This is a genomic window from Thermostichus sp. MS-CIW-30, assembly GCF_054058015.1.
Genome location: NZ_JBSRZW010000054.1, coordinates 1 through 5,513 on the forward strand (window position 1 = coordinate 1; position 5,513 = coordinate 5,513).

A 5,513-nucleotide genomic window follows, 5' to 3' on the forward strand; every position below is an offset into this window, starting at 1 on the left:
TCCGGGCTTGTTTTGTTCTCTGGTAGAGCAGAGCAGGCTCAGGGCTACTGAAAGCCCGCTCCGTACCGCTTAGCGGTCGGAGCCGGGTAGTTTACGAAAATTGAGGCCTTTTTCTGCTCGCAACTTCTTGCCCTGAGGGGCAACTTTGTCCACCTCCAGCACCACGCCTGCCGGCTCGATCCTTACCACGCGGGCGCCGATTTTGCCGTCGTCGATCCAAACACTTGCCCCTACCTGCAGGTGCGCCAAAACCTCCGGCAGGCTGCAGGTCACCTGGCAGGAGATATCGGCGCTGGCCTCAGGAACCTTCGCGGTGAGCAGGATGCGATCCCCGCGGTACACCTTGGTTTTGCCGGGGGGCATGGCCACTGGGCCGGTGCGGATCTTGGGGCCAGCCAGGTCCAGCAAAATCTTGCAACGCCGTTGGGTCTGGGCTTCGGCCTGGCGCAAGTGGGCCACCATTTTCTCCCACACCGAGGGCTCGTCGTGGGCGCAGTTGATGCGGGCCACGTTCATGCCCCGCTCCAACAACTGCAGCAACAGCTCCGGCTGCTCGGCGGCTTCGCTGGGCAGGGTCACCATGATGCGCGCGCGGCGATGGGGAGAAGGGGGGCCAAACAGCGCCTCGGCGTGCTGCTCTAGTGCCGTATCCCCGGCGTAAAACTCTTCATAGCTGGGTGCCGTATGGGTCAAACCCTGGGTGGCTGCCAAAATAGCAATCACCGCATCCAGGCCCTCCAGAACCCGCGACTCACAGCGCCCCAGCGAGGACAGCCCCGCAGCCGCCAGCTCCAGTTGCAAGCTGCGCAGATCCTGTTGGCGCAGCGCCAGGTAGCGCGCCAGGTTGTGGATGGCCGCAGGAGGGCTCGTAAGGCAGCCCCAAGCGGCCAAGTATTTCTGGGATCCCTCTACAACCTGCTGCCGCAGCTCCAGGAGCCGCTCCAGCAAACTCCTAAGATTGCAGGAGGGGGAAGAGGAGGAAACCATGTCGAAAGTCTTCCCAAGACAAACCCGGCCCAATTCTATGCCTGAGCTTACTTGGGGTCGATCATAGGCGGGTTAGGTTGAGAAAGGAAGGCGATAGCCTTTCATTGCCCAGTGTTCCGGTCTAGAGTCGTTAACAGCCTTCGGCTGTCCTGCCTACTACTTCCTTGGGTTGCGTGAAACTTCATTCTCTCCCTCCTGCCCGTTCCCGCGAGCGGCCTGACCACAGGCTCTCCCTCGTTTGCGCGGTGGGCCTGATGGATCGCTATGTCCTCTCGGAGATGCTGCTGCCGTTTCTCTTTGGGGTGGGAGCTTTCACAACCTTGGTGATGGCGGTGGGATCCCTGTTCGAGCTGGTGCGCCTGGTGGTGGAGGCAGGGTTATCGATTTCAGCAGCCTTGCAGGTGTTCGTGCTGCGGGCGCCGGGGATCATCGTCCTGACGTTCCCGATGTCCATGTTGCTGGCCACGTTGCTGGCTTATGGGCGCTTGTCTGCCGATAGCGAAATCACAGCCCTGCGCGGCTGCGGGGTGAGCCTTTACCGCCTCATGGTGCCTGCCCTCGTCCTCAGCTTGCTGGTGACGACGTTAACGTTTCTGTTCAATGAGCTGGTGGTGCCGGTGAGCAATCGCCAAGCGGCCACGACTTTGAACCGAGCTTTAAATCGGGATCCGGACTTCCGGCGGGAGAATATCCTCTACCAAGAATTTGGCGAGATCCTCATGCCTGAGCCGGACGGCACCTTTTCCCGGCGACAAGGGCTAACCCGTCAGTTCTACGCCCGCAGCTTCGATGGGAAGCAAATGCGCGGCATTATCGTCCTGGATTTTTCCAACGAAGCGCTCAACCAAATCCTGCTGGCCCAACGGGGACGCTGGGATCCCCAAGAGAATCTTTGGGTGTTTGAGGATGGCACCAACTACATCGTTTCTCCGGATGGCACCTACAGCAACATTGCCACCTTCAGCCGGCAGGAGTTGCGTCTGCCTCGCGCGCCGCTGGAGCTGGCTCAAGAGATCCGCAGCCCTGAGGAAATGAACATTCGGGAGCTGAAGCATTACATCGAGGTGATCGCCAGTTCTGGAGATCTGCAACGGGTGCGCCGTCTGCAGGTCAGCCTCAACCAAAAGTATGCCATTCCTTTCGCGTGTCTGGCGTTTACCCTGATTGGGGTGCCTTTGGGGCTGCGCCCGCAGCGCACCGGTTCCTCTTTGGGGTTGGGCATCAGTGTGCTGATTATCTTTGCCTTCTATGTGCTGCTGTTCATCACCCAGGCGCTGGGACAAATTGGGACGCTGGGGCCAGCAATGGCGGCTTGGTTGCCCAACTTGATCTGTGCCGCCGTAGGGCTGGGGTTGCTTTACCGAGCCAATCAGTAGCTGCTGGGCACCGTTTCTCCAGATGTAGGATAAAACTGCCCAATGGATTCTCGTATTCTGGAGAGCTCCCCCATGGAAGTTCAAGCTTGGATGAATTGGATGTTTGGCGGATTAGCCCTGCTGATCTTGGGGGGAGGCATGCTGATGATGTTCACCACGGTGTTCACCACCAAAGGGCCCCAGCCCGAGGATTCTCAGTCGGATCCCCAAAAGGGGCGAGCCTAGCCCAAGGCCCGGTGACGGGATCCCTGGCAGCCGGCCCCATGCCTTAAGAAATAGTTAAAACTAGAGGGGGCTCTAGTCCCGCTCCCGTTGACGTAGCCGCTGCAGAGTCGAGAGAGGTTTTGTCTCCTCTGGCGGTTTTTGCTCAGCTGCGGTGGGCAGGGCGGCTGTTTCTGTTTTCTGAGGTTCGAGCAAAAGCTTGGCGGCTTCTGACTCAACGGCTGGAGGGCGAGCCGGGTTCTCCCCTTGTTGGCCGGGCAAGGGAACAGACTCCAGAGTGGCCAGCAGAGCTTGAATATGGCTGTGGGTTTCCGGATGGTTGCTGGCGGCATGGGCCAAAAGGGTGAGCTGCTCTTTGGCTGCGGCCAGGTTCCCCAGCTTGAGATCCACCAAGGCCAGTTGATAGCGGGCCTTAAAGCCACTGGGATCCACCTCCACCGAGCGCTGAAAGGCGGCGCGGGCCTCCGCCAGCTTGCCTTGACGGGCATAGATCAAGCCGAGGTTGAAAGGCACGTCGGGATCCCGTTCGCTGGGCAGCACCAAGGTTTTTTCTTCCAGTTCAATTGCGCTCCGGTAGGCGTTGATGGCCAAGGTATGGAAGCCCATCTGCAGATAGCGAGCTCCGTCTTCCTTCAGTTGGGCGACCGTCGGCTCCCCTGTCAGTAGGGTCATGGGCGGTTGCGCGTGGGCAGGCATGGCCACCGCCAAGCTCAGCAGGCACCCCACCGTTTTCAGGCCTAAGGGTACAGCCTGACGACCAATCTGCTGCCTATTCATCACCATGATCTGTTTCCTCCAACCACATCAACACCACTTCATTCCACCCCTCTGGGCCGGGGAGCTGAGCCAATTGCCATTGAGGCAGGGCCTCACTCCAGAGACTATCCGCAATGGGGCTGGGAAGCACCACTTTTTGCTCCGTCCACCGCAAAAAGGCCACATCGGGCGGGGAACAACCAATGCCCAAAGCCTTGATAGGGCCCAAATGCCGTTGATAGCAATCCAGCAGCCGCCGCACCGCCTGCTCCCCCGGTAACCAATTGGGTTCTGCGGCCATCGTTGGCCGTATCCATCCGGTCAGATACCATTGCGGCAGGCTGGAGAAGTGGAGCTGACGCACCCGCAGCAGATGTTGGGTGAGGTTGGCCTCTTGTTGGGCAAAAGCTTCCCGTAGGGTTTCGGGATCCCCGGAATAGCTGAAAATCTCACTGTACTCTCGCTGCTGCGCCCGCTCCGCCTCTTCCAAAGGGATCCCAGTGGCAGCGGCCAGTTCAGAGGCAGTCCAATCCCCAAACCCGATCAAATCCAAGTGGGACTCTTGACGCACCTGTTGCAGGATGCTGCGCAGGCGAGAATAGGGCAGACCCAAAGCATACACGTAGTAGGGCGGTCGGTGTTGCCACTGCTCGTCTAGGATGCCCGCCGGGAAGTAATGCTCGGGAACGTAAACGGCAGAGCCATCCTCACAGATGAACGGATGCTCCAGGCGCAACTGCCGCCGCACATGTTCCAGTTGAGCGCGGGTGCGCAGGCTGTAGAGCACCAAGGGAATGGAGCGGCGCTCTAGGGCAGCCAAGGCTTGTCGGGCAGCACCATAGCTGTTGGACTCCAGATCCAGCAAGCTGCCATCCAAACTGGTAAGGACAAGTCGCATAGGTGCAGGAAAGGGAAAGGCGCTGGCCCCGTCAAAATTTCAAGCAGCACGACCGGCTGAAGCGTCCTACAGTACCTATGATCCAATAGCTTGACCAACCTGAGGGGGATTAGCCCCAAATGCTCTCCCTCAAAGCATCTGGGTGAATGGGCAATCCGTGCGCCAGAAGTGGTAAAAGCTCGATTGAGCACTACAGAATGCGTGTGTCGCCGAAGATCTTGGCTCAAAAACCAGCAGCAGAGAAGACAGACAGATTGAGTGGGTCAGTGGCTAGTTCTCTGTGCCGAAGGCGCGATCCCCTGCATCCCCCAGCCCGGGCAAAATGAACCCTCGATCGTTCAGCCGCTCGTCGATCATGGCGCAGAAGATTTGCACCATCGGGTAGTGGGATCCCAACCGCTGTAACCCTGGGGGCGCTGCCAATGCGCTGACAATTCTAACCAAGCTGGGATCCGCCCCCCGTTTTTTTAGCTCATCCAAAACCCAGAGCAGCGTGCCCCCGGTGGCCAACATCGGCTCGGGAATGAGAATGCGCATCTGTTCAGGGATCCGCTCTGGAAGGCGATTGAGGTAGCAACTGGCCTGCAGCGTTTCCTCATCCCGCACCATACCGATGTGAAAGATCCGCGCCTGGGGCAAAAGGGCTTGACAACCCTCTAACATCGCCAAACCGGCTCGCAATACAGGCACAATGCCCAGCAGGGTATCCGGCGCAATGACCTCCGCGGCAACGGGTTCCAAAGGGGTTTGCACCTGAACGGTCTGGGTGGGGATCCACTCCCGCATCGCCTCATAGGTTAGCCAGCGGCCCAGCTCCGACATGGCCGTGCGAAACAGGGGCATGGGAGTCTCCGCATCCCGAGCCACAGTTAGCCAATGCTTGATGAGCGGGTGAGGGGGGACATAAACACGAAGCTGCTGACTTGCCACGGGAGAATGCCTCAATCTGGGCGGTAGCATAGCGGGTTGCCTCAGCAGAAAGCAAGCTCTCCAATTGACTTGACCGCAACTCCATCCCGACCGGATCAATAGCTCCGGCAAATGCCCAACAGGTGGAACTCTTTGATCAAGCAGGGTTGGGACAGAACGAGGTCTGCAGGTTGTAGCTGTTCAGATTAGGCTACTGAGACAAGCCTTCTGGTTCAGTGCATTCAGCACCCTAAGTGCGGGTGAAGTGTCCTAGGTCGTGTTGATCTTATGTTAGGATAGAGAGAATAATTTATAGAGGAAAGAGGATGAAGTTGGTTTTTTTAGATGAAAACAAATGGCAGAAG

The 5,513-nt window shown here is 58.6% G+C and carries 6 protein-coding genes; 2 read left to right on the forward strand and 4 right to left on the reverse strand.

The window, feature by feature from the left end; all coding sequences use genetic code 11:
• Nucleotides 1–69: 69 nt before the first annotated feature.
• Nucleotides 70–987: a pyruvate kinase gene (locus ACVWXW_RS14215; protein WP_457404351.1), complete on the reverse strand. Its 918-nt coding sequence runs from the start codon at nt 985–987 to the stop codon at nt 70–72.
• 254 nt (nt 988–1,241) lie between these two features.
• Between ACVWXW_RS14215 and ACVWXW_RS14220 the strand changes: the two genes are divergently transcribed.
• Together ACVWXW_RS14220 and ACVWXW_RS14225 are read left to right on the forward strand one after the other, a co-directional pair.
• Nucleotides 1,242–2,363 carry an LptF/LptG family permease gene (locus ACVWXW_RS14220; RefSeq protein WP_457404353.1) on the forward strand — a complete coding sequence of 374 codons (1,122 nt, stop codon included), beginning with the start codon at nt 1,242–1,244 and terminating at the stop codon, nt 2,361–2,363.
• A gap of 72 nt (nt 2,364–2,435) precedes the next feature.
• The gene (locus ACVWXW_RS14225; protein WP_414328994.1) at nt 2,436–2,588 is read left to right on the forward strand and encodes a hypothetical protein; all 153 of its coding nucleotides are present in this window, start codon (nt 2,436–2,438) and stop codon (nt 2,586–2,588) included.
• 72 nt (nt 2,589–2,660) lie between these two features.
• Here ACVWXW_RS14225 and ACVWXW_RS14230 read toward each other — a convergent pair whose 3' ends face one another.
• From ACVWXW_RS14230 to upp, 3 genes are all read right to left on the reverse strand, one after another.
• Nucleotides 2,661–3,368 carry a tetratricopeptide repeat protein gene (locus ACVWXW_RS14230; protein ID WP_457404355.1) on the reverse strand — a complete coding sequence of 236 codons (708 nt, stop codon included), beginning with the start codon at nt 3,366–3,368 and terminating at the stop codon, nt 2,661–2,663.
• Nucleotides 3,355–4,239 (reverse strand): hypothetical protein, encoded by an 885-nt coding sequence (locus ACVWXW_RS14235; RefSeq protein WP_457404357.1) that lies wholly within the window; start codon nt 4,237–4,239, stop codon nt 3,355–3,357. The genes ACVWXW_RS14230 and ACVWXW_RS14235 overlap by 14 nt, the downstream gene beginning before the upstream one ends.
• Before the next feature lie 270 nt (nt 4,240–4,509).
• Nucleotides 4,510–5,199 (reverse strand): uracil phosphoribosyltransferase, encoded by a 690-nt coding sequence (gene upp, locus ACVWXW_RS14240; protein ID WP_011433955.1) that lies wholly within the window; start codon nt 5,197–5,199, stop codon nt 4,510–4,512.
• Nucleotides 5,200–5,513 lie beyond the last annotated feature (314 nt).

Coding starts and splice junctions, on each gene's coding strand:
- ACVWXW_RS14215 (WP_457404351.1), bottom strand. CDS start 987: ATGGTTTCCTCCTCTTCCCCCTCCTGCAATCTTAGGAGTTTGCTGGAG.
- ACVWXW_RS14220 (WP_457404353.1), top strand. CDS start 1,242: ATGGATCGCTATGTCCTCTCGGAGATGCTGCTGCCGTTTCTCTTTGGG.
- ACVWXW_RS14225 (WP_414328994.1), top strand. CDS start 2,436: ATGGAAGTTCAAGCTTGGATGAATTGGATGTTTGGCGGATTAGCCCTG.
- ACVWXW_RS14230 (WP_457404355.1), bottom strand. CDS start 3,368: ATGGTGATGAATAGGCAGCAGATTGGTCGTCAGGCTGTACCCTTAGGC.
- ACVWXW_RS14235 (WP_457404357.1), bottom strand. CDS start 4,239: ATGCGACTTGTCCTTACCAGTTTGGATGGCAGCTTGCTGGATCTGGAG.
- upp (WP_011433955.1), bottom strand. CDS start 5,199: ATGCTACCGCCCAGATTGAGGCATTCTCCCGTGGCAAGTCAGCAGCTT.